This window comes from Brachybacterium phenoliresistens (genome assembly GCF_039530785.1).
GTDB lineage: Bacteria > Actinomycetota > Actinomycetes > Actinomycetales > Dermabacteraceae > Brachybacterium > Brachybacterium phenoliresistens.
Genome location: NZ_BAAAOW010000004.1, coordinates 78,527 through 102,767, shown reverse-complemented (window position 1 = coordinate 102,767; position 24,241 = coordinate 78,527). Strand labels below are relative to the sequence as shown.

18 protein-coding genes are annotated in these 24,241 nt (G+C 73.2%); 10 read left to right on the top strand and 8 right to left on the bottom strand.

The window, feature by feature from the left end:
• The first annotated feature begins 42 nt into the window (after positions 1–42).
• Both ABD234_RS10795 and ABD234_RS10790 read left to right on the top strand, forming a co-directional pair.
• On the top strand, positions 43–483 hold the full coding sequence (locus tag ABD234_RS10795; RefSeq protein WP_344356018.1) for a MarR family winged helix-turn-helix transcriptional regulator: 441 nt from the start codon (positions 43–45) through the stop codon (positions 481–483).
• Positions 480–1,781 (top strand): MFS transporter, encoded by a 1,302-nt coding sequence (locus ABD234_RS10790; protein ID WP_344356017.1) that lies wholly within the window; start codon positions 480–482, stop codon positions 1,779–1,781. The genes ABD234_RS10795 and ABD234_RS10790 overlap by 4 nt, the downstream gene beginning before the upstream one ends.
• 171 nt (positions 1,782–1,952) lie before the next feature.
• Here the strand turns inward: ABD234_RS10790 and ABD234_RS10785 are convergent, their stop codons facing one another.
• The 5 genes from ABD234_RS10785 to rpsF all read right to left on the bottom strand — a co-directional run bounded on the left by ABD234_RS10785 (position 1,953) and on the right by rpsF (position 4,248).
• The gene (locus tag ABD234_RS10785) at positions 1,953–2,186 is read right to left on the bottom strand and encodes a hypothetical protein (protein ID WP_344356015.1); all 234 of its coding nucleotides are present in this window, start codon (positions 2,184–2,186) and stop codon (positions 1,953–1,955) included.
• Between the two features lie 300 nt (positions 2,187–2,486).
• The gene (gene rplI, locus ABD234_RS10780) at positions 2,487–2,954 is read right to left on the bottom strand and encodes a 50S ribosomal protein L9 (RefSeq protein WP_038374511.1); all 468 of its coding nucleotides are present in this window, start codon (positions 2,952–2,954) and stop codon (positions 2,487–2,489) included.
• 17 nt (positions 2,955–2,971) lie between these two features.
• Positions 2,972–3,208: a 30S ribosomal protein S18 gene (gene rpsR, locus ABD234_RS10775; RefSeq protein WP_038374512.1), complete on the bottom strand. Its 237-nt coding sequence runs from the start codon at positions 3,206–3,208 to the stop codon at positions 2,972–2,974.
• Positions 3,209–3,283: 75 nt separating this feature from the next.
• Positions 3,284–3,868 (bottom strand): single-stranded DNA-binding protein, encoded by a 585-nt coding sequence (locus ABD234_RS10770; protein WP_038374513.1) that lies wholly within the window; start codon positions 3,866–3,868, stop codon positions 3,284–3,286.
• A gap of 89 nt (positions 3,869–3,957) precedes the next feature.
• On the bottom strand, positions 3,958–4,248 hold the full coding sequence (gene rpsF, locus ABD234_RS10765; RefSeq protein ID WP_038374515.1) for a 30S ribosomal protein S6: 291 nt from the start codon (positions 4,246–4,248) through the stop codon (positions 3,958–3,960).
• Between the two features lie 232 nt (positions 4,249–4,480).
• Between rpsF and ABD234_RS10760 the strand changes: the two genes are divergently transcribed.
• A complete protein-coding gene (locus ABD234_RS10760; protein ID WP_344356011.1) occupies positions 4,481–6,688 on the top strand; it encodes a prolyl oligopeptidase family serine peptidase in 2,208 nt (735 codons plus the stop codon).
• Positions 6,689–6,822: 134 nt separating this feature from the next.
• Here the strand turns inward: ABD234_RS10760 and ABD234_RS10755 are convergent, their stop codons facing one another.
• A complete protein-coding gene (locus tag ABD234_RS10755) occupies positions 6,823–7,443 on the bottom strand; it encodes a hypothetical protein (RefSeq protein ID WP_344356009.1) in 621 nt (206 codons plus the stop codon).
• A 172-nt stretch (positions 7,444–7,615) separates the two neighbouring features.
• On the opposite strand from ABD234_RS10755, the gene ABD234_RS10750 reads away from it, so the two are divergent.
• On the top strand, positions 7,616–8,260 hold the full coding sequence (locus ABD234_RS10750; protein WP_344356007.1) for a TetR/AcrR family transcriptional regulator: 645 nt from the start codon (positions 7,616–7,618) through the stop codon (positions 8,258–8,260).
• A gap of 61 nt (positions 8,261–8,321) precedes the next feature.
• Here the strand turns inward: ABD234_RS10750 and ABD234_RS10745 are convergent, their stop codons facing one another.
• A complete protein-coding gene (locus tag ABD234_RS10745; protein WP_344356005.1) occupies positions 8,322–10,931 on the bottom strand; it encodes a transglycosylase domain-containing protein in 2,610 nt (869 codons plus the stop codon).
• Positions 10,932–11,148: 217 nt separating this feature from the next.
• Positions 11,149–12,651 (bottom strand): CCA tRNA nucleotidyltransferase, encoded by a 1,503-nt coding sequence (locus tag ABD234_RS10740; RefSeq protein ID WP_425546790.1) that lies wholly within the window; start codon positions 12,649–12,651, stop codon positions 11,149–11,151.
• Positions 12,652–12,662: 11 nt separating this feature from the next.
• On the opposite strand from ABD234_RS10740, the gene ABD234_RS10735 reads away from it, so the two are divergent.
• The 6 genes from ABD234_RS10735 to ABD234_RS10710 all read left to right on the top strand — a co-directional run bounded on the left by ABD234_RS10735 (position 12,663) and on the right by ABD234_RS10710 (position 22,008).
• Positions 12,663–15,017: a DUF6049 family protein gene (locus ABD234_RS10735; protein ID WP_344356003.1), complete on the top strand. Its 2,355-nt coding sequence runs from the start codon at positions 12,663–12,665 to the stop codon at positions 15,015–15,017.
• Positions 15,014–16,822, top strand: coding sequence for a murein biosynthesis integral membrane protein MurJ (murJ, locus tag ABD234_RS10730; RefSeq protein ID WP_344356001.1), 1,809 nt, complete (start codon positions 15,014–15,016; stop codon positions 16,820–16,822). Before ABD234_RS10735 ends, murJ begins: the two co-directional genes overlap by 4 nt.
• 38 nt (positions 16,823–16,860) lie before the next feature.
• Positions 16,861–19,572 carry a protein kinase family protein gene (locus ABD234_RS10725; RefSeq protein ID WP_344355999.1) on the top strand — a complete coding sequence of 904 codons (2,712 nt, stop codon included), beginning with the start codon at positions 16,861–16,863 and terminating at the stop codon, positions 19,570–19,572.
• A gap of 47 nt (positions 19,573–19,619) precedes the next feature.
• Positions 19,620–20,114, top strand: a complete 495-nt coding sequence (locus ABD234_RS10720) for a hypothetical protein (protein ID WP_232226459.1) — start codon at positions 19,620–19,622, stop codon at positions 20,112–20,114.
• 141 nt (positions 20,115–20,255) lie between these two features.
• Positions 20,256–21,341, top strand: coding sequence for a thioredoxin-disulfide reductase (trxB, locus tag ABD234_RS10715; RefSeq protein WP_344355996.1), 1,086 nt, complete (start codon positions 20,256–20,258; stop codon positions 21,339–21,341).
• A gap of 181 nt (positions 21,342–21,522) precedes the next feature.
• Positions 21,523–22,008 (top strand): hypothetical protein, encoded by a 486-nt coding sequence (locus ABD234_RS10710; RefSeq protein WP_344355994.1) that lies wholly within the window; start codon positions 21,523–21,525, stop codon positions 22,006–22,008.
• Positions 22,009–24,241: the final 2,233 nt, after the last annotated feature.

The following is a 24,241-nucleotide window of genomic DNA, read 5'->3' as shown; positions in this document are numbered from 1 at the left end:
CCCCGCTTGCAGTAGTTAGTAATCCTAACTACAGTGGGAGACGTGACCTCCCCCGACCCTGCCCTCTCCCTGGTCCTGGCGTGCAGCCGCTTCGCCCGGCTCTCCACCCGGATGGCCGATGTCGGCGTCTCCTCCGTGACCTGGCGCATCACCGCGACCCTCGAGGCCCGCGGGCCGATGCGGCTGTCGGAGATCGCCGCCCGCGAGCAGGTCGCCCGACCCACCGCCACCGCCGCCGTCCAGCGGCTCGAGGCGGAGGGGATCCTCTCGCGCCGACCCGACCCGGAGGACGCCCGCTCGGCCCTGATCGAGCTGACCCCCGCGGGACGCGAGCGGCTCGCCGCCTGGCGCGAGCGCCTGGCCGCCACGGTGGCCGAGCTGCTCGCCGACGTCCCCGCCGAGGACCGCGCCGCGCTCGAGCAGGCGAGCGAGGTCCTCCACCGCATCATCGACTCCTCGGAAGGAACGCTGCCCCCCGCATGAGCACCACCTCGCCCCCCTCGACCACCGCCTCCCCCTCCTCCTCGCTGCTGGGCGACGCCTTCCGTCAGCCGCGCGCGGTATGGGCGATCGCCTTCGCGGCGACCGTGTCCTTCATGGGCATCGGACTGGTCGACCCGATCCTCCCGGCCATCTCCACCGAGCTGGACGCCTCGCCCACCCAGGCGATGCTCCTGTTCACCAGCTACCTGTTCATCACCGCGATCGCCATGCTCTTCACCAGCTGGGCCTCCTCCCGGCTGGGCGTGAAGCGGACGCTGCTGACCGGGCTCGCCCTGGTCGTCGTCTTCGCGGCGCTGTGCGCGGCGTCCGGCTCCGTCGGCGAGATCATCGGCCTGCGCGCCGGCTGGGGCCTGGGCAACGCCCTGTTCATCTCCACCGCCCTGGCCGCGATCGTCGGCGCCAGCGCCGGGCCGAGCGCCGGGGCGATCATCCTCTACGAGGCCGCCCTGGGACTCGGCATGGCGGTCGGGCCGCTGCTGGGCGGACTGCTGGGCTCGGTGTCCTGGCGGGCCCCCTTCGCCGGCACGGCCGTGCTGATGGCCGTCGGCTTCCTCGCGATCACCGCCCTCCTGCGCGCCGAGCCGCGCCCGGCCCGGGTCTCCCCGCTGGCCTCGATCCGCGCCCTCGCCCACCCCGCGCTGCGCACCCTCGCGCTGACCGCCGTGTTCTACAACTTCGGCTTCTTCACCCTGCTGGCCTACTCGCCCTTCCCGCTCGAGGCCGCGGCCGCCGCGCAGGGCACGGAGTTCGGGGCCATGGGCATCGGCGGGGTCTTCTTCGGCTGGGGCCTGGCCCTGGCGATCACCTCCGTGCTGGTCGCCCCGGTCCTCACCCGCCGCTTCGGACTCCTGCCCACCCTCGTGGCGACCCTGGGCCTGCTCACGCTGGTGCTGCTGGCCCTGGCCCTGCTGCACACCTCCATGGTCGGCATGATCGTGGGCATCGTGATCGGCGGGCTGCTGCTGGGCGTGCTGAACACCGCGCTGACCGAGACGGTCATGGAGGCCACCGACCTCCCGCGCGGCGTGGCCAGCTCCGCCTACTCCGGGGTGCGCTTCCTCGGCGGGGCCGTCGCCCCCGCCGTGGCCGGCCCCCTCGCGGCCGCCGCCGGGGCCGCCGCCCCCTATGAGCTCGCCGCCCTCGCCATCGTGATCTCGATCGTCATGCTGCTGGTGGGCCGCCGGCACCTCGCTGCGGTGGGCGCGGACCACGGCGCCGCGCCCCACCTCGACGCCCGCTCGGAGGCCGAGGCCATCACCGCCGGCGACGAGGCCTGAGCCCGGAGCCCGGGCCGTGGGCGCGGGCGCGGGCACGAACGGCTGCGTCAGGGCCGCGAGCCCGGCGATCGCCTGGCTCGCGGCTCTCAGACCGCCATCCGTGCCCGCCGGGCTCGGCCCGGCCCGGCCCCGTGGGCGTCGCGAGGCCCGCTGCTCGTGATTCCCGCGAGGTCACCTCGCGCCCGGCGCGTCCTCATCCTCGTCCCGCGGGGCGATGTCGGGGCGGGCGTCGCCGTACAGCCGGCGCTTGAGGAGATCGGCCACGACGAGGGAGACCAGCACCCCGATCAGGGTGACCGTCACCTTGTCGTTCCCCGCCAGGGGCGACAGGTACGCGATCAGCGCCGTCGCTGCCAGCAGTGCCCCCACGATCAGGGTGATCCCCTTGTTCCCGATGATCAGCATGCTCCTCACACTATCGCCGGCCGCGCCGGCGGGCGTGCCGCCGGGCGTGCCGACGACGAGGCCTGGGCCCAGAGCCCCGGCCGTGGGCGCGGGCGTGCACGAACGGCTGCGTGAGGGCCGTGAGCCAGGCGATCGCCTGGCTCGCGGCTCTCAGACCGCCATCCGTGCACGCCGAGGGCGCACCGAGGGGCGCACCGAGAGGCGCGCCGGGGATGCAGAAGCGCCCCGCACCGTGAGGGTGCGGGGCGCTTCCGATGTCCGCCGTCGGGCCGGAGCCCGGCGATCAGCGCGCGAGCGTGATCAGACGGTGGCGCCCTTGGCCGCGACGACCTGGATCACCAGGTTCGCGAAGACGTCCTCGTGCAGACGCACGGTCGCCTTGTGCTCGCCCAGGGACTTGATCGGGGCCACGAACTCGACCGCGCGGCGGTCGATGTTCTTGCCGTGCACCGCCGCGATGCCCTCGGCGACCTCCTTGGAGGTGACGGCGCCGAAGAGGCGACCGCCCTGGCCGGCGCGCTCGGCGACGACGACCGGCTTGGACTGCAGCAGGTCCTTGAGGGACAGCGCCTCTTCGAGGGTCGCGATCGCGCGCTTGCCACGGGCGGCGCGGATCTGGTCGAGCTGGCGCTGGCCGCCCTTGGTCCACGGGGTCGCGAGACCGCGCGGGAGCAGGAAGTTGCGCGCGTAGCCGTCCTTGACCTCGACGACATCGCCCGCGGTGCCGAGGCCGGTGACCTCGTGGGTGAGGATGAGCTTGCTGGTCATGTGCTTCCCTTCCTCGCTCAGCGACCGGAGGTCGAGTAGGGCAGCAGGGCGATCTCGCGGGCGTTCTTCACGGCCTTCGCGATCTTGCGCTGCTCCTGCACGGACACGCCGGTGACGCGCCGCGCGCGGATCTTGCCGCGGTCGGAGATGAACTTGCGCAGCAGAGCTGCGTCCTTGTAGTCGACGGTCTCGACGCCCGCTGCCTTCAGCGGGTTCTGCTTCTTCTTCGGCTTACGAAGAACAGGCTTCGCCATCGTGGTGCTCCTTCTTCTGTATGGAGCCCGGGCATGCACCCGGGATGGATTGGTTCTCTACGGGGTGGCGGCCGATCAGAACGGCGGGTCGTCGTACCCGCCCTGCTGGTTGCCGCCTGCCCACGGATCCGCGCCGGCGCCGCCGGGGTTGCCCTGGCCGCCGTAGCCGCCCTGACCGCCCTGGTTGCCGCCGAAGCCACCGCCCTGCGGTGCGCCCTGGGGCGCCCCGCCGAAGCCGCCGCCCTGGGGGGCGCCGCCTCCGCGCTGGCCTCCGCCGAAGCCGCCACCGCCGCCGCGCTGCACCTTGGTGGGCTTGGCGGTCGCGTAGCGGAGCGAGGGGCCGATCTCCTCCACATCGAGCTCGATGGAGGTGCGGTTGTTGCCCTCGCGGTCAGTGTAGGAGCGCTGCTTGAGGCGACCCTGCACGACCACGCGGGTGCCCTTCTCGAGGGACTCGGCCACGTTCTCCGCGGCGTCGCGCCAGATCGAGCAGCGCAGGAACAGGGCCTCGCCGTCCTTCCACTCGTTCGCCTGACGATCGAACGTCCGAGGCGTCGAGGCGACGGTGAAGTTGGCGACCGCCATGCCGGACTGCGTGAAACGCAGCTCGGGGTCAGCGGTGAGGTTGCCGATCACGGTGATGACGGTGTCTCCGGCCATGGATGCTCCTGTGCTCCGGGTGCGGGGGTGACGGATCTGGATCCGTGGTGGTCGCGACCGCCCTCAGACGAGGCCGGTCGCGGAGGACGTCACTTGGCGTCGAGGCGCATCAGCTTGGTGCGCAGGACCGACTCGTTCAGGCCCAGCTGGCGGTCCAGCTCCTGAGCGGTCGCGGAGGTCGCGGTGAAGGTGAGGACGATGTAGATGCCCTCGGTCTTCTTGTCGATCTCGTAGGCGAACTTCCGCTTGCCCCAGACGTCGACGTTGTCGACGGTGCCGCCCTCGTTGGGGACGACCTGGACAAGCTTCTCGAAGGTCCCGGTGACGGTCCGCTCGTCGACGGACGGGTCGAGGATGACGACCATTTCGTATGTGCGCATGTTCGAGTACCCACCTCCTGTGGTCTTCGCGGCCACGGTCTCTCCGTGGCAGGAGGGTTCATGCCATCCGGCCGCGCATCGGCGACGCGCGGGACGGACCGTGCAAGCCTACCCGTCGCCCGGGACCTCCGATAGGGCACGATCAGCCGGTGCGCCCCGGATCACAGCACGGCTGCGATCACGCTCTCCGCGGCGCCCCGTGACCTGCGACACGCGCTGATAGGTTCACGGGGTGCTCCCCGGCGACATCACCCACCTCACCTCCCTGTCCCGACCGGTCCTCGCGCCCGACGGCAGCTTCGCCGTCTACGCCTCGTCCCGCCCTGACCTGCGCGCGGACCGCGCGGTGGGGCAGCTCTGGCGCGTCGACCTGCTCCCGCCCGATCTCGCCGACGGCACGGGCGCGGCGGGTCCGCCGCGCCGCCTGACCCGCGGGGTGTCGGACACGAGCCCGGCGCTCTCGCCCGACGGCCGCGTCATCGCCTTCCTGCGGGCCGATGACCGGGGCCGCCGCCAGATCCACCTGGTCGACGCCCGCGGCGGCGAGCCCCGGGCGATCACGACGCAGCTGCTGGGGGTGGACGCCTTCACCTGGTCGCCCGACGGCTCCTGCCTGGCGTTCACGGCTCGGTCGGCCGAGCCGGGACGGTACGGCGACGTGCCGGGCCTGGCGCCGGAGGCGGAGCGTCCGCGGCGCGTGACGGGCCCGCGCTGGCACGCCAACGGCGTCGGGTGGACGGCGGACCGGCCCGCGCACGTCTTCGTGGTGCCGGCCGTCTCCGTCGAGGAGGAGCCGGCCTACCCCGTGGCCCCGCATCCCGACGGCCCGCTGGCTGCGGTGCCGCCGGTGCGGTGCGTGCAGCTCACGGCGGGCCGCGCCGAGCACGGGCCGGTCTGCTTCGCCGCCGACGGCGCGCAGGTGCTGGCGGTCCGCGAGGATCCTGCGGCCGACATCGGCGACCTGCGCACCGAGGTCATCGCGATCCCGGTTCCTGCGCCCGCGCCGGGGCCGGATGGCCTCGCGGACGGTCCCGACCGGGACGGGTCCGGCGGGGACCGTCCCGACGGGGACGGCTCCGACGGGGAGTGCGCGACGGCCGAGCCCCGGATCCTCGTCCCGCGCGAGGAGGGGCTGCGCATCCAGCGGATCGGCATCGGCCCCGGCGGGGTCCCCGCGATCCTCGCCAGCCGGCCGATCGACGGGCGCGACCCGATCGCGCCGGACGTGGCCCTGTGGCTGCTGGAGGAGGCGGGGCCGCGCCGGCTCACCGATCCGGAGACGCTGGACGTGGGCGCGGCCGGATCGGAGATCATCGCGCTCGGCGAGGACGTGCTGCTGCGCGCCACCCGCCGCGGCCGCGTGCACCTGGTGCGGGTGTCCGCCGACAAGATCGTGCGCGATGTCGTCGCCGGCGACGTGGTGGTGGGCGGCGCCGATGCGGTGCTGCTCGCCGCCGTACCCGCTGCCGGCGAGGACGGGAGCGACGGCGAGGACGGGAGCGACGTCGAGACGGGCCGCCGCGGTCCCCGCGAGATCGTGCTGGCGTCCCTGGCCTCGCCGGTCTCCTCCGGTGTGCTGGTCGCGGCGGGCGATGATCCGGCCGCGCCCGCGCTGCTCGTCGACGCCGGCGCCTCGCTCCGGGAGGTCACGGAGATCGCTCCCTCGCAGGAGCTGGAGATCATCGGCCGCAGCGGGTACCCCGTCCACGGCTGGCTCACCCTGCCGCCCAGCGCCCCCGCGGCAGGCTCCGGCGCGATCCCGCTGATCCTCCTGATCCACGGCGGCCCGTACGCCGCCTACGACGTGGCCGTCTTCGACGAGGTGCAGACCCTCGTCGAGGCGGGGTACGCCGTCGTGCACGGCAACCCGCGCGGTTCGGCCGGCTACGGCCGTGCGCACGGGCGCGCCGTGAAGGGGGCCTTCGGGACGGTCGACGCGGAGGACGTGATCGATCTGCTCGAGGGGGCGCTGGCCGCGGATCCGCGGCTGGACGGCCGGCGCCTGGGGATCATGGGCGGCTCCTACGGCGGCTACCTGACCGCCTGGATCATCGCCCACGACCACCGGTTCCGCGGGGCCATCGTGGAGCGCGGCTTCCTGGACCCGGTGAGCTTCCAGGGCACCAGCGACATCGGCTCGTACTTCGGCGACCAGTACATCGGCACCGAGCGCGAGGACATCGATCGCCAGAGCGCCTTCGCGCGGGCCGGAGCCGTGCGCACGCCGACCCTCGTCATCCATTCCGAGCAGGACCTGCGCTGCCCGCTCGAGCAGGGCACCCGCTACTACGCGGCGCTGCAGCGCGCGGGCGTGGACACGGAGATGCTCATCTTCCCCGGAGAGGACCACGAGCTCACCCGCTCCGGCCGCCCCCGGCACCGGGTGGAGCGCTTCGAGGCCGTCCTGGACTGGTGGGACCGCCGCCTCGGCGGCGCCTGACACCCGATCGGCCCGGCCGTCCCCCGGCCGGGCCGATCCCCCGAACCGGCCGGGCCGCCGAGGGCGGTGCGACCGGTTCCCCCGTCCGGCCCGGCCGCTCCCCTCGGGCGGCCGGGCCGGTGGTCTGCGTCGGCTCAGAACACCTCGACGACGGCGCCGGTGAGGTCGGTGCGCACGGTGGCGCTGTCGCGCTCGGACGCGACGCTCACGAGCATCTGCAGGTCCAGGGACGTCGGCGTGTTCCGGCTGATGCTGATCCCGGTGGACTGCCCGCCCTCGATCTCGGAGGCCCCCGGGGCGGCCTCGACCGCCGCGACGACCCCGGCGGGATCGATGTCCTCGGTGCTGAACACGTTCTGCTCGAGGGCCTCGACATCGCCGCCGTAGTCCACGGGGACGGGCTCCTCGGAGAGCTCGCCGTCGGTGTACGACCAGGAGTTCAGCTCGTCCGGGGCCGCAGGGTCCACGGCGTCGAACGTGATGTAGCCGCTGGCCAGGGTGATGTGGGTCAGCTGCGCAGGCGAGGCGCCCACCCGGTCCTCGAGGGCGGTGATCGCGGCATCGACCTCCTCGGCCGTGAGGTCGCTCAGGAACGTCGCGGCATCCGCCTGCGCACCCGCCTTCGCGTCCTGGAAGGAGGTCGGGGCCTCGTCGCCGCTGTCGCCGATGCCGAGGACCCCGCAGGAGCTGAGGGCGGCGGTCAGGAGGATGGCGGCGGCGGCGCGGGCCGTGCTCCGCGGGAGGGTTGCGCGCATGGGGTGTCCTTCTCGGATGCGGGATGGGCCGGCCGGGCCCTCGGCCGGGCCGGGACGCATGCCCGCGGACCGCGAGGGGCGGAGCGTGCGCCGAAGCCATACTAACGCAACATCACGTTGCGTTAGTGAGCGCGGGTGCGGGCCGGGGTCGGCCCGCAGGGATACTGGGGCGATGGCCGAGCAGGAGCAGACCCCGCAGCGCCGCCCGGGCGGCCGCAGCGCACGCATCCAGCAGGCGGTCTTCGCCGCCGTGCTCGAGGAGGTCGTCGCGCAGGGCTACGCGAAGGCGACCCTGGGCGCGGTCGCCGAACGCTCCGGCGTGCACCGCACGACCATCTACCGGCGCTGGTCCGACCTCGACACCCTGCTCGTCGAGGCGCTGCGCGACCGCTCCGGGCATCCCGTCGTGCCCCGGGACACGGGCGCCCTCGCCTCGGATCTCGCGGCGTACGCGCAGGACATCGTGGAGGTCCTCGCCGCGGACACCGGGCGGATCATCAGCGCGGTGCTCGGCTCCGAGGCGGCGCGCCTGGACGGGGTGCGCGGAATCCTCGGCGAGGTCCTCACCACGCGCCGGCCCCTCTCCTCGGAGATCGTGCGGCGGGCCGTCGCCCGCGGAGAGGCCCCCCGCGGGACCGTCGACGTCGAGGTCATCGACCACCTCGTCGCGCCGCTGTACTTCCGCCTGCTGCTGACCGGCGAGCCCCTGGACACGGACGTGGCCCGCCGCTGCGCCGCAGCCACCACGGCAGCGGTCCGCGCCGGCATCTTCGTCCGGGAGCCGGGCCCGGCCAGCGGTTCTCCCAGCGGCCGATGAACGCCGCAGCGCCCTGCACCAGGGCGGTGCAGGGCGCTGCGGAGCGGGAGACGTCGCGGGATCAGGCGGTCCGGCCGGCCCGTTCGGTCGGGGCGTCGGTGGGCTGGCCGCGGTCCCTCCTCGTGTCGCCTCTGCCCGGGGAGCCGTCGCCCTGCTCCGTCTCGCCGCCGGCCTGCTCCTCCCCGTCGTCCTCGGACTTCTCGGTGGCGTCGGCCTCGGGTTCCCCGGACGTCGGGGCCTCCGACGTGGGAGCCTCCGAGGACGGCTCCTCGGTGGCCGGGGCCTCGGAGCTGGGCTCCTCCGTGGTGGGCGCCTCGGAGCTGGGCTCCTCGGTCGGCTCCTCGGACGGCTCCTCGGTGGGCTCCTGGGTCGTGGGCTCCTCGGTCGCGGGGGCCTGGGTGGTGCGCGAGGGCTCGTCCTCGTCGTCGTCCTGGGTCTCGCGCGGGCGCTGGTTGTCCAGGCGCACGGCCTCCGGGAAGTCGAGCTTCTCCTGGCCCTCGAGGGAGGGCTTCATGATGCCGGTCCAGATCCGGGTCGGGAACGAGCCGCCGGTGATGCGGTCCACGCCGCCGAAGGGCGTGAGGGACTGCTGGGAGCCGTCCTCGCCGGGCTGGAACATGCCCACGGCCGTCACCAGCTGGGGCGTGAAGCCGACGAACCAGGCCGAGCGGAAGCTCTCGGAGGTGCCGGTCTTGCCGGCGACGGGGCGCCCGTCCATGTTCTGGCGGATGTAGCGGGCGGACCCGGTGCTGGGCGGGCCCTGCAGGGCCACGGTCGCGTTGATGGCGACACCCTCGTCGAGCACCTCCTTGGGGGCCTTCTCGTGCTCGTACTCGGTGCTGCCGTCGGGGTTGGTCACGGACTTGACCATGTACGAGGGGTTGTAGTCGCCCTGCGCCGCGATCGTCGCATAGGCCTCGCCCATCTCCAGCACCGTCGGGCTGGCCGAGCCGAGCACGTTGGAGGGGTAGGCGTCCAGGTCCGGGGTGTCCTCGGGCAGGCCCAGCTGGATCGCGACGTCCCGCGTGCGCTCCGGCCCGATCTCGAGGTTCAGCTCCGCGAAGGCGGTGTTGATCGAGTGCGTGACCGACTCGGTGAGGGTGACGCTGCCGTAGGAGACGTCGCTGAAGTTCTTCACCCGCCAGTCGTCGCCGGGGACGTCGAAGGTGCGGGGCGAGTTCCCGTTGAACCGCGAGTTCAGGCTGTAGCCGTCCTCGAGGGCGGCCACCAGCGTGAAGGTCTTGAAGATCGAGCCGGCCTGCATCCGGGACTGGCTGGCGTCGTTGTAGGACTGGGTGACGTAGTCCGCGCCGCCGTACATGGCCTTGATCGCGCCGGTGGACGGGTCGATCGTGATGGTGCCGATGCGGTTGTTGGCGGGCCTGTCGTCGGGGAGGTCCTCGATCGCATCGACCGTGTTCTGCTGGATCGCGGGGTCGATGGTGGAGACGATCGTGTAGCCGCCGGTGTCGATGTCGTCCTCGTCGAAGCCCTGCCGCTTCAGCTCCGACTTCACGTACGCGATGAGGTAGCCGTTGGGGCCGGCGAGCGCGTTGGAGTTCGCGTTGTCGACCGTCGCCGGGAACTCGAGCGCCTCGGCCTCGTCGGCGGTGAGCGTGCCGGTCACGTTGACCTGCCGCTCGATCACGCGGTCCCACAGGGACGCGGCGCGCTCGGGGTTCTTCGCCGGGTCGTAGACCGAGGGCGCCGGGATCACGGCGACCAGCAGCGAGGCCTCCGCGTCGGTGAGGTCCTTCGCGTCCTTGCCGAAGTAGGCCTGGGAGGCCTCCTGCACGCCGTAGGCGCCGCGGCCGAAGTAGATGGTGTTGAGGTAGCGCGAGAGGATCTCGTCCTTGGACAGGGACTGATCCGCCTTCAGCGCCATCATCGCCTCCTGGGCCTTGCCCCAGTAGGAGGTGTTGGTGCCCGTGTAGTAGCGCTCGACGTACTGCATGGTGATCGTCGAGCCGCCCTGGCGGGCGTTGCCGGAGAGGTTGTTCACCAGGGCGCGCACGATGCCGCGCGGGGAGACGCCGCGGTTCTCGTAGAAGGTGGAGTCCTCGCTCGCGACGACTGCCTCCTTGACGTTGTCCGGGATCTCGTCGCTGGGGATGATCGTGCGGTTGACCTGGGAGAACTTCCCCATCTCCGTGGTGCCGTCGGCGAAGTAGACGCGCGAGGACTGGGCGACGGCGACATCGCTGGGCTCGGGCACGTCGGTGGTCTTGTACATCCACACGGCGAAGGAGACGCCGGCGATCACGAGCAGCGCGAAGGCGCCGATGATCATGCGCAGCGAGGGGAACCAGCGCCACACGCCCTTCTTCCCGGCGCGCGGATAGTTCAGGAGGTTCTTGCGCGGCTTCGCGCGCGCCAGTCCCGCCCCGCCCGCGGCGGCCGCGGTGGTCGCCGCGCCCTGGGAGCGGGAGGTCCCCTTGGTCGAGCCCGTGCGCGAGGACGAGCCTGCGGAGCCGCCCTTCGCCCCGGACCGTGCCGCGGCGCCGCCGGCGGCCCCGGCTCCTGCCGCGGCGTTGCGCTTGGTGCGGGAGGTGCCCTTCACCTCACCAGGGGTCTTGCCCCCGGCAGCGGCGGGGCTGCGGCGGACGCCGGCTGCGCGTCGCGCGCCGGGCTTGCCCGAACCGGGGCTGGACGAGCCGCGGGAATCGCTCATGGTGGCTCCTGCTTCCTGGCCGACTGGCTTCCTGGACGATCTGGGGCACGAACCGCCAGGGGTCCGCGATCATTCAGTATGGGCGCGCACGGCAGGCACGGATACGACCCGGCGGGGACTCTCACACGGTTTCCACGACTGGTGCGACGCCGCTCACAGTAGACGCCGGGCGCCCCGCAGGGCTTTCAGCGGATGCTCATCGACGGTGCCGGCGCGGTCAGCGCGCGGCCCACCACGCCTTCAGCTCCTCCTCGGCGCGCTCACGGCCCAGGGGGCCGTGCTCCATCCGCAGCTCCAGGAGGTGCTTGTAGGCCTCGCCGACCTCGCGGCCCGGTGCCAGGTCGAGGATCTGCATGATCTCGTTGCCGTCGAGGTCGGGGCGGATCCGACCGATCTCCTCCTGCTCGGCGAGCTCGGCGATGCGCGCCTCGAGCTCGTCGTAGGCCCGCGCGAGGGCGCGGGACTTGCGCCGGTTGCGGGTGGTGACATCGGCCCGCGTGAGGCGGTGCAGGTGCTCCAGGAGGGGGCCGGCGTCGGTGACGTAGCGGCGCACCGCGGAATCGGTCCAGGCCGAGTCGGCGTAGCCGTGGAAGCGCAGGTGCAGCTCCACCAGCCGGGCGACCTGCTTGGTGGTGTCCTTGTCGAAGGCCAGCGCCTTCATCCGCTTCGCGGTGAGCTTCGCTCCGACCACGTCGTGGTGGCGGAAGGTGACCACGCCCCCGGCCTCGTAGCGGCGGGTGGCGGGCTTGCCGATGTCGTGCAGCAGCGCGGCCAGGCGCAGCACCAGGTCGGGGCCCTCGCAGGGGCCGCCGCTGCCGGGCGCGGACTCGAGGTCGATGGCCTGCTCGAGCACGGTGAGGGAGTGCTGGTAGACGTCCTTGTGGTGGTGGTGCTCGTCGATCTCCAGCTGCAGGGCCGGCAGCTCCGGCAGCACGTGCCGGGCCAGGCCCAGCTCGACCATCTGCTCGAGCCCCGCGCGGGGGTGGGCTCCCATCAGGAGCTTGACCAGCTCCTCGCGCACCCGCTCGGCCGAGACGATGCCGATCCGCTCGGCGAGGGCGCGCACCGCATCGGCCGTCCCCGGCTCGATGCGGAAGCCGAGCTGGGAGACGAAGCGGACGGCCCGCATCATCCGCAGCGGGTCGTCGTCGAAGGACTGCTCGGGGGCGACGGGGGTGCGCAGCACCTCGGCGGCGAGGTCGGCGAGGCCGTCGAAGGGGTCCACCAGCTCCAGGGACGGCAGGCGCACCGCCATGGCGTTGACGGTGAAGTCCCGCCGGGACAGGTCCCCGGCGAGGGTGTCGCCGTAGACGACCTGCGGCTTGCGGCTGGTCGGATCGTAGGACTCGGTGCGGTAGGTGGTGACCTCCACGCGCAGGCCCCCGCGGGCCGCGCCCAGGGTGCCGAACTCCCGGCCCATGTCCCACAGGGCGCCGCCGCGGTTCCAGGCCCGCAGGATCCCCTCGGTCTGCTCGGGCCGGGCGGAGGTCGTGAAGTCCAGGTCGGCGCTGGACCGGCCCAGCACCGCGTCGCGGACGGGACCGCCCACCAGCGCGAGCTCGTGGCCGGCCGCCTCGAAGGCGCGGCCGAGCTCGTGGATCTCCGCGGGCAGCGCCGCGAACATGGAGGCCGCGCGGGTGCGGGCGACCTCGAGGCGAGCGCGCGTCTCGTCCGTGTCGTGGGGGGCATCAGTCACAGGGCCTACCGTATAAGGACGCATACAGTGTCCCCATGTCGCAGCCCGTACCGACCACGCCTGCCCTCGGGACGGGGCGATCGCCTCGTCCCCGCTCCGGCGCACCGGTCGGACGACAGCCCGCCGCTGCCCGCCCGATCCTCCGGACCCTGGTATCGGCCCTGGTCATGTGCCTGGTGATGCTGCTGGGCCCCGGGGCCGCCCACGCGGTCCCGCAGCCGGAGGACTTCGACGGCACGGACACGGCGCTGCGCCTGGACTCCCTGGGCCCGGCGGCGCTGGAGCCCGGCGGCACGCTCAGCGCTGAGATCACCATCACCAACACCTCCTCGCAGACCCTCCTCGCCCCGCAGCTCGAGGTGCGCACGCGCACCCCGCGGATCACCGAGCGGGAGCAGCTCGAGCAGTGGCAGGCGGTCACCGCACCCGATGACTCGGGGACCCCCGTGGGCACCTCCGGCGTCGCCGGGGACCTCGCCCCCGGGGCGAGCACGCAGGTGCGGGTCGCGATCCCGGCGGAGGAGCTCGGCTACTCCGAGGCCCCGGAGCTGTGGGGGGTGCGTCGCCTGTCCTTCACCCTGGTGTCCGAGGAGACGCCCCTGGTCAGCCTGCGCAGCTTCACCGTCTGGCGGCCCTCGGGGGTCAGCGGCGGCATCCGCGCCTCGATGCTGGTGCCGATCTCCGCGGCGGACCCGGCCGCCCAGGTCACCGATCCCACCGCCTTCACGGCCGATGTGACCGCGGGCGCACTGGCCCGCACCCGCGATACGGCCCTCGTCGACGGGGTCGACTGGATGCTCGACCCCTCCTTGCTGGACCCCGCGACCCTCGTCGACCCGCAGGAGCCCGAGGAGGAGCCGACCGAGGACCCGGACCCGGATGCCACCGCCGAGCCGACCACCCCGGCCGAGGAGGGGACGGCCGGGCCGCCCGCTCCGCTCGAGGCCGCCGACCAGATGCGCCTCGCCCTCCAGGAGGGCGCCGCGGGACGTACCGTGCTCGGCACGCCCTACGCGGGCGCCGACCTGGTCTCCCTCTCCGAGGCCGATGCCCCGCACCTCGGCGGCCGGGCGCGGATCGCCGCGCAGGACGCCTGGGGCGGATCCGGCGTCACCCCGCACGGCCAGGCCGTCGCGGTGCCCGAGCAGCAGCTCACCGGCGGGGAGCTGCAGGCCTGGCAGGAGGAGGGCAGCGAGGCGATCGTGGTCCCGTCCTCCCTCGCCGCGGCCGGTCGCAGCGACCACGTCACCCCGTCCTCCGTCGTGATGCTCGAGTCCGACGCCGGCTCCACGCCGCTGATCGCCCCCGACGAGGGCCTGTCCGCGCAGGTCTCGATGCTGACCCCGGAGTCCGCGGATCCGGTCCTGACCCGCCAGCGCATCCTCGCCGAGACGGCCGCGGTCGCCTCCCAGGACGTCTCCGCGCGCCAGCACCTGGTGATCGTGCCCGAGGACGCCTCCGCCCTGGACCCCGAGGCCGTCGACGCGATGATGCGCGACCTGCGGGACGCCCCGTGGGTGGAGCGCGTGCCCCTGTCCCAGCTGCTGGACGCCGCCGAGCAGGGCTCGGTGACCACCGATCCCGGGGACGAGAGCGGGGCCGTGCTGAGCGCCGGCACGCTGCGCCCCGAGGACGTCCCCGTCGCCGAGGGCGCCGCGGCGCAGCGCCTCGACCCCCGGGCGACGGCCGATCTCGAGGCCGCCTCCGAGCGCCTGGGCGACATCACCTCGGTGATGGAGGACCCTGCCGCCGCCGACGCCGCGGAGCTGCTGCTGCTGGCCGCCGCCTCCACCGGGCACCGCGGCGACGAGCAGGAGGCACGGCAGGGCGCCGACGCCGCCGTGGCGCGCACCGACGAGCTCACCGCCGCGGTCCAGGTGGTGCCCGTCTCCGAGTACACCCTGGTCGCCGATGCGGCCGGGGTGCCCATCACCGTGCGCAACGCGCTGCCCACCCCGATCACCGTGCAGGTGCTGGTCTCCTCGGACACCCATGTGGTGCGGATCGGCGATCCGGAGACGGTGCGGGTCCCCGCCCGCGGCAGCGCCCAGGTGACCGTCCCCGTCGAGGCGATCGCCAACGGCACCGTCACCCTCTCGACCACGCTCACCACGGCCGAGGGCGTGCCGCTGACCGATCCGGTGGGCGTGCCGCTCAGCGTGAACCCCGCCTGGGAGAACTGGACGACCATGGCCCTGGTGATCGCGATGGGCCTGCTGGTCGTCGTGGGCGTGCTGCGGGCCCGGCGCACCGGGTCCTCCCGCCGCGCCCCCGGCGTGAAGGTGCCCGAGGACCCGGCGGTGCTGGCGAGCACGGGCCGTTCCCAGCCCGCTGCCGGGACCATGGACCCTCCGCGACCGGGCACCGAGGGGCAGGAGGAGGGCCGATGAGCAGCACAGCGACCAGAGCGCGGCGCACGGCCCACATCCCGCGGCATCTGCGCACCGCCCCGGCCCCGGCCCCGGCGGCCGGGCCGGCGCGGCCCGCGGCGCCATCGGCCCCCGAGCCTGCCCGGCCCCGCACCGGGCTGATGCGCGCGAGCATGCTCATGGCTTCCGGCTCGATCGTCTCGCGCCTGCTGGGCTTCGTGCGCAACTTCCTGTTCGGCCTCATCACGGCCGGGTCGATGACCGCGGCGGCGAGCTCGTTCAGCGCCGCCAACCAGCTGCCCAACACCATCTGGATCCTGGTCGGCGGTGGCACCCTCAACGCGATCCTCGTGCCCGCGATCGTCAAGGCCGCCAAGCAGCCCGATCGCGGCTCGGACTACATCTCGCGCCTGATGACCCTGGTGGTGCTGGTCTCCGGCGGGCTCACCGCGATCTGCATCGCCGGCGTCCCGCTGCTGCTCACCCTGACCAGCGGCAATCTGCCGCCGGCGACCTACGCCCTGGCGGTGCAGCTGGGGTACTGGATGATGCCGCAGATCATGCTGTCGGCGCTGTACGTCATGTGCGGGCAGCTGCTGAACGCGCACGACTCCTTCGGCCCGTACCAGTGGGCGCCGGTGATGAACAACCTCGTCGGCATCGTCGGCGGGCTGCTGTTCCTGGTCGTCTGGGGCAAGCAGGGCGATGCGACCGCCTGGACCATCCCCATGGTGATCGCCCTGGCGGCGATCAACGTGGGCGGCTCCGGGGCGCAGGTCGCGTTCCTCATCGTCTACGTGAGGAAGCTCCGCCTGCGGCTGCGCCCGAAGTGGGGGTTCCGCGGGCTGGGCTTCGGGAAGCTGTCCCGGCTGGGCCTGTGGACCCTCGCCATGCTCGGGATCGCGCAGCTCGGCATCTGGGCGACCCGCTGGTCCACCGGCAACGCCGCCCACGAGGTCGAGCGGCTGAACGAGATCGACCGCAGCGCCGCCCAGTCCTACCCGGCGCTGACCTCGATCGACTGGGCCTACATGGCGTTCATGATCCCGCAGGGCATCATCGCCGTGACCATCGTGACCGCGATCTTCCCGCGGATCTCTCGCCATGCGGCCGATGACGAGCACACCTCGGCGCTGGCCGAGTACGCCCGCACCGGGCGCGTGCTCGCGGTGCCGATGTTCCTCTCGGCCGCGGTGTTCATCGCGCTGGCCGGGCCGATCATGTGGGTGATCGGCGGCGGCACCGGCCCGGTCGGGGCGCGGGCCAACGGCTGGGTGCTCATCGGGTACATGGTCGGCCTCGTGCCCTTCGCCGCGACATACCTGGTCAAGCGCGTCTTCTATGCCTACGAGGATGCGCGTGCCCCGTTCTGGATGCAGATCCCGAACACGCTGGTGTCCCTCGCGGCGGTGGGGCCGATCCTGTGGCTGGTCGATCCGCGCTATGCGACGGCGACGGCCGCCGCCGTCAGCTCGCTGGGCAATGTGCTGGGCTGGGCGCTGGGCCTGTACCTCCTGCGCCGCCGCGCCACGGCGCTCGGGGCTCGCACCACGGGCACCCGGGCGAGCGTCATGGCCTATCTCAAGCTGCTGATCGCCGCGATCGCCGGCATCGCCGTGGGGGCGGGGGCGGTGCATCTGCTGGGCGATGCGCTGTGGATCCACCGGCTCCTCACCGTCCCCCTCGGCGCGGCGGTGGCCGTGCTCGTCTCCGCGGTGTTCGTGGCGGTCGCCCGCCTGCTGCGGGTCGACGAGCTGACCTGGGCGATGTCCCTGGTGACGCGGAAGCTGCGACGATCCGGCAAGTCCCCGGCGACCACCTCGTAGCATGGTGAGGCGCCTTGACGAACGACGGAGGACTATCCGTGACCATTGGACCCCATGACGACGCGCTCCGCGCGCACTGGACCCTGGAGGGGACGATCCCTCTGTCCGGCGTGCCCGCGGGAGCCTCATGGCATCGCGCACGATCGGCGGCGAGCGGGGAGAGCGTCGTCCTGCTCCTCGTGCAGGGACCGGCGGCCCTCGAGGTGGCCGATGCCGCGCGCCGCGCCTTCCTCGTGGAGGACCCCCGGCTGATCCCGGTGCGCGAGGTGCGCGTGTTCGGCGATCCCCGGGAGGACCCGCGGGCCGCCGCCCCCGGTGCGCCCGCCCCGGTCACCGCGGTGGAGTACCCGGTGCCGCCGGCGCCGCCGCTGGCCGCGATGTACGCCGACGGCCCGCTGCGCGCGGAGACCGCCCGATCGGTGATCGGCGAGACCGCGGCCGGGCTCGACACCGCGCGCCGTCGCGGGATCCGCCACCAGCACCTCGACTCCAACCGGGTGTTCGTCGATCCTGCGGCGGGCACCGTCCACGTGCTCGGCGCGGGCGTCGAGGCGGCCGCGGCGCTGGAGACCGCCGCGGAGCAGGACACCGGCTTCCGCGACACCGCGGCGCTGGTCGCCCTGCTGTACAAGGCCCTGACGGGCTCGCGCCCGGTGCGCGGGCAGGACGGCCTGGTGCCGCGCGCCTCCCGCATCAGCCCCCGGACGGTGCCCGACGACCTGGACGTGCTGTGCGACCTGGTGCTCAACGAGTCCGGGGAGGCCATGCCCGTGACCGTGCGCGACCTCGTCACCGAGCTCTCGCCCTGGCAGTCGATCCCGGTGACCCTCGAGGCCTTCGACGCGGACGACGCCGCGGCCGCCGCGGCCGGGACCTCCGCGGATCCCGCGGCGGTCCCGCCCGCCGAGGAGTCCGCCGCCCCGAGCCCCGCCGCCCCGAGCCCCGCCGACGGGGGCTCCGCCGACGAGAGCCCCGCCGACAGGGACGCCCCTGCCGGGGCCGCCGCGACCGCGGCGCTGGCTCCGGCCGTCGCCGCCGGGCCCACGGCGACCTCGGCCGCACCGGAGCCGTCCCAGCCCCTGCCCGCCCCGGCCGTGAGCCCCGGTGCCGGGTCCCCGGACGCCTCGGCATCGGCCCCGAGCCCCACCGGGGCAGAGCAGCCCGCCGTGCCGGCGGGCGACACCTCCCAGAGCGGTCCCGCCCAGAGCGGCCCCACCCAGGGTGATCCCTCCCAGGGGGACGCCTCCCCGGGCAATGCCTCCCCGGGCGAAGCCTCCGCAGCCGAGCCCTCCCGGGACGACGCCGGCGCCGCGGCTCCGGTCGATCGCGCCCGCACCTCCGAGGAGGCGCAGACCCTGATCCGCGACCTCCACCTGGACGAGCCCCGTCGCGGTGCGGCCTTCCCGGGCCATCTCGAGGTGGCCGCAGCCCCCGGGGCCGCCGCCCCGGCCGGTTCCTCCGTACCCAGCGATCCCTCCGCTCCCGCCGGACCCTCCGCAGGGGACGGGTCCGCCGCTCCCGTGCAGGCCGCGCCGGAGCCTCCCGCCGCCTACGCCTACGGCGCCCCCGCGGAGACCGGCTCCGCCACGACCGACCCGGACCGGACCGACCCGACCCGACCCGACCCGGCCGAGACCGCGCCCGCCGGCCCTCAGGGTGCGCCGGCCGGGGCCGACGGCGAGGACTCCGCCGCCGATGCCGCAGGCCCCGAGCGCTCGGAGGCGCCGACCGCCGCGCTGGCCCCGACGGCCGCGATGAGCCCCGTCCCCGCACCGGCTCCCGGTCCGGCCGATGCCGGACAGCGCACGGCGCCGATGGCCCCCGTGGCCGGCGCCGCGGTCCCGGCGGCCCACGCCGCCCAGGACGCGCTGAGCACCCCGCCGCAGGCCCCGCGCCCGGACGATGCCGAGCCGTCGACCGATCAGGTCCCGCAGCCGCCCACGGGTCCGATCGTGGTGCGCGGCCGCGACACCTCCCTCGCGGAGGAGCCCACCGAGATCCGACCCGCCTCCGGTCCGGGGTCGCTGCTGCGGGACGTCGTCGGCGTCGCAATGGATCGCGACGAGGCCGTGACCTACGCGCAGACCCCGGTGCCGCGCGACCAGCGCTCCCGCACCGCCCAGTGGGTCCTGGTCCTCGCCGTGCTCGGCGTGATCGTCGCCCTCGTCTTCGCGGTCACCTCCATCACCTCGACGCTGCGCGGGGACACCAACCCCGTCGGCGAGGCGACCACCTCCGCCGCCTCCGAGGAGACATCGGCCCCGGCCGAGGAGACCGCGGAGCCGGAGACGACGCCCGAGGCGCTCCCGGTGGTCACCCTCGCATCGGCCGAGCTGTTCGCGCGCGGCACGGACCGCGAGCCGGACCATCTGGATCGCCAGGACCGCCTCACCGACGGCGATCCCTCCTCGGCCTGGTCCTCGCAGATCTACCGCAGCGCGCAGTACGGCAACCTCAAGGAGGGCCTGGGCGTCCGGCTGTCCTTCGATCAGCCCGGCACCCTGAACTCCGTCGTCGTCACCACCGCGGAGAACAGCGGCGGCGTCCTCGAGCTGCGCGCGGACCCGGGCAACGGGGAGCTCGGCGAGGTCCTCGCCACCGGCGAGTTCGCCGGCGACGGGGAGGTCACCCTGACTCCGCAGGAACCGCTCTCCGAGGCGTCCTCCGTGGTGCTGTGGATCCCCGAGCTCCCCGGCGACTCGGGCGGGGACGGCTTCCGGGCGCGCATCGCCGAGGTGCGCGTCCAGTGATGCGAGCGCGGCCCGATCGCGCCCGCCGTCGGCCCCTGCCGACGGTGATGGGTCTTCCCATCCCGCTGATCGTGGTCGCGCTGGTGATCTCCTCGAGCATCGGCCTCATGCTGTCCAAGGCCCTCGAGGTGTCGACCACGGGATCGAGCACGATCAGCGGGACCTCGATGGACTCCCCGGGGGCGCCCGGGAAGAATGCGGCGGGTCTGCCCGTTATATCCGAGAGCACCCTGGGCCTCGAGGTGCAGCGGGTGCTCGATTCGGGCACGGTGCTGCGCGCGCCGGCCAGCTTCGACGTGAACCGCTGCTTCGAGCAACAGGGCATCACCGAGACGCTGCTGACGATGGAGGAGGTCGCATGGGGACCGGAGGGCACACGCGCCTGGCTGATCATCCACGGCCCGGTGGACCGCAACACGCTCAACTCCAACGGCGGCGTCGTCAATGCGACCGTGGTGCTGCCCTCCTGCGGCATCGCGACCGAGGAGGGTCCCGACAGCTCCCTGCTGTGGTCCGGATCCGCCATGATCGGCGCCGTCTGACTCTCCGCATCCTGCCCGACCGCTGACCTCCGCCCCACCGTCCCGACCCGTTCCCCGTCGCGCGCCCGCCCGACATCCTCGCCGTCACCCGGATCCGAGGCCTCGCCTCCTCCGCCGCAGAATCCTCAGGAAGGACCTCCCATGACCCAGCCGATCCAGGCTCTCAACATCCTCGGCGCCCCCTCTCTCGCGCCCCAGACCGCCTCCGCGCCCGCGGCCGAGGACGACGGCACCGTCCGCGAGGTCATCGTCGTCGGCTCCGGCCCGGCCGGGTACACCGCCGCGATCTACGCCGCCCGCGCCGAGATGCAGCCGCTCGTCATCGCCGGGCAGCTCGATGCCGGCGGGGCGCTCATGACCACAACGGACGTGGAGAACTTCCCCGGCTTCGCCGACGGCATCCAGGGCCCCGAGCTGATGGCCACCATGCAGGAGCAGGCCGAGCGCTTCGGTGCCGAGATCCTCCTCGAGGACGCCGTGTCCGTCGAGCTGGAGGGGCCGGTCAAGACGGTCACCCTCGAGGACGGCACCGTGCACCGCGCCAAGGCGCTGATCATCGCGACCGGCTCCGCCTACCGCCGCCTCGACATCGACGGCGAGGCCCGCCTCTCGGGCAAGGGCGTCAGCTGGTGCGCGACCTGCGACGGCTTCTTCTTCAAGGACAAGGAGATCGTCGTGGTCGGCGGCGGCGACAGCGCGGTCGAGGAGGCCACGTTCCTCACCCGCTTCGGCACCCAGGTCACCCTGGTGCACCGCCGCGACGAGCTGCGCGCCTCGAAGATCATGGCGCGTCGCGCGGAGTCCGACCCGAAGCTGCGCTTCGCCTGGAACTCCGAGGTGGCCAGCATCAACGGGGAGGAGCAGGTCGAGTCGGTGACGCTCCGCGACACCGTCACCGGCGAGGAGCGGACCCTCCCGACCTCGGCCGTGTTCGAGGCGATCGGCCACGTGCCGCGCTCGGACCTGTTCCGCGGCAAGCTGGAGCTGGACGACCAGGGCTACATCCTCGTCGAGGGCCGGACCACCCGCACCAGCGTGGAGGGCGTCTTCGCGGCCGGGGACGTCGTCGACCACACCTACCGCCAGGCGATCACGGCCGCCGGCTCCGGCTGCCAGGCGGCGCTGGATGCCGAGCGGTGGCTCTCGGACACGGCGGCTCTCGCCGTCGACGACGCCGATCTGCAGCCGGTCCCCGTCACCGCCCAGGCCGGTGGCTCCTCCCTCTGATCCGGTACGCAGGGCCCCGGAGACGCGCGACGCCTCCGGGGCCCTCCGCGTGCCCCGGGATGCCTCCTCTGGCGCCCGTCCGTCGCGGGATCACGGCGCGGACGGAGCGGCGCTTCCCCGCGCGGTCGTCGTCCTCGTCACCGCGGCGTGGTCCGCTCCCAGCCGCCCCGCTCCGACGGTGATGCGGGAGCTGGATCGGCGGCTGCGCCGCGAAGGGGCCGATGTGCTGAGCCTGCGCCTGGACGATCCGAGCGACGAGGAGCTCGACGCCTGGGACATCGACGCCCTCCCGACGTGGATCCGTTTCGAGCCGGTCGTGGACGAGGGCGACCTGGGGGATGGGTCCGTCCCGGCCGATGCCGACGCAGCGGAGGAGGCCGGCACCGGCGCCGCGCCCCGCGCCGTGCTGGGGGCGGTGACGGCGGTTCGGCTCGTTCCCGCAGCCGCCGACGTCCCCGTCGCGCCTCCGGCCGATGCACCGGCCGCACGGACGGCCGCGCAGACGGCCGCCTCAGGGGATCGCGAGCTCCGCCTCCAGGAACAGTCCGCGGGAGGGGACGAGCTCTACCGGGCGGGCGACGCCGCGCTGCGCCGTTTCCGCGAGGTGCGCCGCCTGCGGGGAGCGGCACCCAAGCACGAGGTCGCGGGCACTCTGTACGACCAGTAGACCCGCCCCGCCCCGTTCGCCCTGTTCCGCCCGCCCCGGCAACCCCGGCAACCCCGGCAACCCCGGCAACCCCGGCAACCCCGGCACGAGCCCTACCAGGCCCAGCAGCGCGAGGGCGAGGTCCTCCGTCCAGAATCGTCGACGGGCGGACTTGTCCCCACTGTCAATCTGGCTCGTTCAGCCCAGAGGTGCGCCGGTCAGAGCACTGTTCCCCACCTGTCCCCACAGTTGTCCACACCGACACGCGGGGCAGTCCCCAGGGTTATCCACAGCAGCATGTGGAGAGTGGGGATAGACGTGACAGCCTTCGCATACCCCTCTTCGGCGCGCTGACCTGCACGAATGCTGGGACCGATGCGCCGATGTCGAGAACGCCCGATTCGCCCGGACTCCTGCCCACAGGTGCGCTGTGGATATCGTGTCCGCGTCGCAACCTGGATTTCCACATCGTTGCGCACACTGTGAATACCTACGCTGTCCACGGGGAACAGGGGCACCCGCTCCATACACATCCCCGACGCTGATGCAGCCGCGCCGCCCGCCTTCCGGATCCGCTGATGCGATGCAGCCGCCTCCGAGCGTCGAGATCGGCTGCGCCTGGGAGCACGACATGTATTCGGCGGTCGCCGAGGCGTGGAAGTTTCACGGGGAACACCGGTCGCGGAAGCACAGCGGCGCGCATCATGCCCGCCCGATGCTGCGTACTGGAGCGCCGCAGCACCACAGTCCGAGGCGCGCCGGCCCGACGCTCCCTCGAGGATGGGTGGTTCGCTCCGATGCGACATGCCTGGTTTCGCGTGAAACGAGGTAGCGCCTGTTTCGCGTGAAACCAGGAGAGGGGTGCCTGTGGCAGGACATCCAGTTACCGGCGAGTAATTTGAGCCCGGGCGTGCGCGGCTGGGCTGCGGCGGGCCGGAGGGAAGCGGACTCGCGCCGTCGCAGCGAGCTACTCTCCGTGCTGCGGCCGGGATCGCGGGAGAACTTCTCGATTCTTCGGCAGGCAGGTTCCCGGGCGTCACCAGAGCGCGTACAAGGATCTGTCGGCCGGCACGAGTCGGCGGAGCGTTTCGCGTGAAACATCGGTCGGCGCAGGAGCGGGTCGAGGAAGGATTGTCACCTCTCTCGCGCCAACGTCGCCAAGCCGCACCCCTCTCCTATGAGGGCCGGCAAGGCTCCTCTCGAAGCCGTTCTCGCTGGCGCCAGCGCACCCTGTGACACTAGCACCGCTCTGCCGCGATGAGAACCCCCAGGTCATAGGCTTGTCGCTGCCGTGGCCGTGCGCTTTCCTGAGCTTCTCGCCGGAGGCGAGGAGGGCTGGACAAATGAACGCCCCCGGCCGTCGACACGGGACAGAGCAGCTCGCCACGAGACGCGCAACGCGCCGCCGTACTGTGTTTCACGGGAAACCACACCGCAGGCAGCTCCGAAGCAGTGCGGGCTGCACCGGCTGCCCACGAAGCGCGAGGCCCACAATCCTGAGTCGCCCCACGACACACAACCTTGGACGTTCCACGTGAAACTGCTTTGGGCACACGGTGCACCCCCTCTCCGGTCCACGGCTCCTGGGTCACCGTTTCACGTGCAACGCGCGTTCTCGAGTTCGAAGCGACCGGTGGTGACCGTTTCCAACGAGCACGGGAGCCGGGGCGTCCAAGCGCCCCATCCGCACCAAACGTGACTCTCGCCGAGACCAACACGGGCGTACCGCACAGGCTCGGCCGCAGTACGGGTGCATCATCAGGGTCCAGCACCATCCGTCCTGTGCGCGCGCCGCACTGCTTGGAGAGTCCAGATTTCACGTGAAACGGTCCGCGCCGACACACGGCCACAACTGGCATAGGCCAAGCCGAGAGGAGTCCACGCGAGCGCCGCGCAGCACTGCGTTGCGCGCAGAGTGGTCGTGTGTTGTGCAAGTTCCACGTGAAACACGCCGACGTAGCACCTGCACCCTGCAGCTGCGGAGCCCTCGGTATGCACGACGAACTTTGGGAGAGTCTCCTCCCTCGCGGCGCGCCCAATCACACCAGACGTCGGACCGGCCACCCGGCGGAATTGGGCGCGGGGAGCCCCGAGCCACAGGGCGCCGAACGCACGGCGAGGGGTCGCGAGCGGAGTGGCCCACGACCTGACGCGCGTTTCACGTGCAACACAGGGGTGCACAACCAGGCAACGCGCGGCAGATTCCGCATCTCTCGGCACTATGCAGCGGAGTGTCGCCCGTCTGGCGCAAGCT

Bases quoted from the DNA above. Each gene is read 5' to 3' on its own strand.
- ABD234_RS10790 (WP_344356017.1), top strand. From the start codon at position 480: ATGAGCACCACCTCGCCCCCCTCGACCACCGCCTCCCCCTCCTCCTCG.
- ABD234_RS10785 (WP_344356015.1), bottom strand. From the start codon at position 2,186: ATGCTGATCATCGGGAACAAGGGGATCACCCTGATCGTGGGGGCACTG.
- rplI (WP_038374511.1), bottom strand. From the start codon at position 2,954: ATGACCAGCAAGCTCATCCTCACCCACGAGGTCACCGGCCTCGGCACC.
- rpsR (WP_038374512.1), bottom strand. From the start codon at position 3,208: ATGGCGAAGCCTGTTCTTCGTAAGCCGAAGAAGAAGCAGAACCCGCTG.
- ABD234_RS10770 (WP_038374513.1), bottom strand. From the start codon at position 3,868: ATGGCCGGAGACACCGTCATCACCGTGATCGGCAACCTCACCGCTGAC.
- rpsF (WP_038374515.1), bottom strand. From the start codon at position 4,248: ATGCGCACATACGAAATGGTCGTCATCCTCGACCCGTCCGTCGACGAG.
- ABD234_RS10755 (WP_344356009.1), bottom strand. From the start codon at position 7,443: ATGCGCGCAACCCTCCCGCGGAGCACGGCCCGCGCCGCCGCCGCCATC.
- ABD234_RS10750 (WP_344356007.1), top strand. From the start codon at position 7,616: ATGGCCGAGCAGGAGCAGACCCCGCAGCGCCGCCCGGGCGGCCGCAGC.
- ABD234_RS10745 (WP_344356005.1), bottom strand. From the start codon at position 10,931: ATGAGCGATTCCCGCGGCTCGTCCAGCCCCGGTTCGGGCAAGCCCGGC.
- ABD234_RS10740 (WP_425546790.1), bottom strand. From the start codon at position 12,651: ATGCGTCCTTATACGGTAGGCCCTGTGACTGATGCCCCCCACGACACG.
- ABD234_RS10735 (WP_344356003.1), top strand. From the start codon at position 12,663: ATGTCGCAGCCCGTACCGACCACGCCTGCCCTCGGGACGGGGCGATCG.
- murJ (WP_344356001.1), top strand. From the start codon at position 15,014: ATGAGCAGCACAGCGACCAGAGCGCGGCGCACGGCCCACATCCCGCGG.
- ABD234_RS10720 (WP_232226459.1), top strand. From the start codon at position 19,620: ATGGGTCTTCCCATCCCGCTGATCGTGGTCGCGCTGGTGATCTCCTCG.
- trxB (WP_344355996.1), top strand. From the start codon at position 20,256: ATGACCCAGCCGATCCAGGCTCTCAACATCCTCGGCGCCCCCTCTCTC.
- ABD234_RS10710 (WP_344355994.1), top strand. From the start codon at position 21,523: ATGCGGGAGCTGGATCGGCGGCTGCGCCGCGAAGGGGCCGATGTGCTG.